Below are 1,319 nucleotides of genomic sequence, written 5' to 3'. Positions count from 1 at the left end.
AAATCCATAGCTTCGGTAATATGCTTATGCCCGATTATTATCCATGCTCGTCCGCTCGACTAGTGAGCTGTTACGCACTCTTTAAATGAATGGCTGCTTCCAAGCCAACATCCTAGCTGTCTGGGCAGACAAACCTCGTTCTTTCAACTTAGCATATATTTGGGGACCTTAGCTGATGGTCTGGGTTCTTTCCCTCTCGGACTTGGACCTTAGCACCCAAGCCCTCACTGTTATCAATCATTATATAGCATTCGGAGTTTGTCAGGAATTGGTAGGCGGTGAAGCCCCCGCATCCAATCAGTAGCTCTACCTCTATATAACTAAAATAACGCTGCACCTAAATGCATTTCGGGGAGTACGAGCTATTTCCGAGTTTGATTGGCCTTTCACCCCTACCCACAGGTCATCCGAAGACTTTTCAACGTCAACCGGTTCGGTCCTCCACTGTGTGTTACCACAGCTTCAACCTGCCCATGGGTAGATCACACGGTTTCGCGTCTAACACTACTGACTAAAGCGCCCTATTCAGACTCGCTTTCGCTGCGGATCCATGGCTTAACCACTTATCCTTGCCAGCAGCGTTAACTCGTAGGCTCATTATGCAAAAGGCACGCCGTCACCCCACGAAAGGGCTCCGACCGCTTGTAGGCGCATGGTTTCAGGATCTATTTCACTCCGTTATTCACGGTTCTTTTCACCTTTCCCTCACGGTACTGGTTCACTATCGGTCTCTCAGGAGTATTTAGCCTTAGCGGATGGTCCCGCCAAATTCAGACAGGGTTTCACGTGCCCCGCCCTACTCAGGATACCGCTATCCATTACACTTGTTGCCCATACGGGGCTGTCACCCTCTGTGGCGCTCCTTTCCAGAAGCTTCCGGTTCCTTGTGCATGAAATATCGCGGTCCTACAACCCCAGCAATGCCGTAACAATACTGGTTTGGGCTAATCCGCGTTCGCTCGCCACTACTTACGGAATCACTTTTGTTTTCTTCTCCTCCGCCTACTTAGATGTTTCAGTTCAGCGGGTTTGCCCACCTATCGGTGTGCTATATCTTCAATATAGCGGGTTGCCCCATTCGGATACCTGCGGATCGATCGGTGTGTGCCCGTCCCCGCAGCTTTTCGCAGCTTATCACGTCCTTCATCGCCTCTGAGAGCCTAGGCATCCCCCATGCGCCCTTATTTTGCTTATTGCACCAATCTTGCCATTTAAGACAAGACCGTTTTTGTTTGTTTTTTATATTTTGCACTGATGCTCAATAAAAAACGCTTTCTACTTTCTTATTATTTTCTTATCTCAATATGTCAATGAACTTT

The 1,319-nt window shown here is 48.4% G+C and carries 1 rRNA gene; it reads right to left on the bottom strand.

From position 1 onward, the window contains the following. Positions 1-1,195 (bottom strand): 23S ribosomal RNA (locus DM444_RS00210); the annotation flags it as partial. Between the last annotated feature and the right edge of the window lie 124 nt (positions 1,196-1,319).

This window comes from Flavobacterium ginsenosidimutans, assembly GCF_003254625.1.
Taxonomy (GTDB): domain Bacteria; phylum Bacteroidota; class Bacteroidia; order Flavobacteriales; family Flavobacteriaceae; genus Flavobacterium; species Flavobacterium ginsenosidimutans.
The sequence above is the reverse complement of the archived record's forward strand: the minus strand, read 5'-3'. Positions and strand labels throughout refer to the sequence as shown.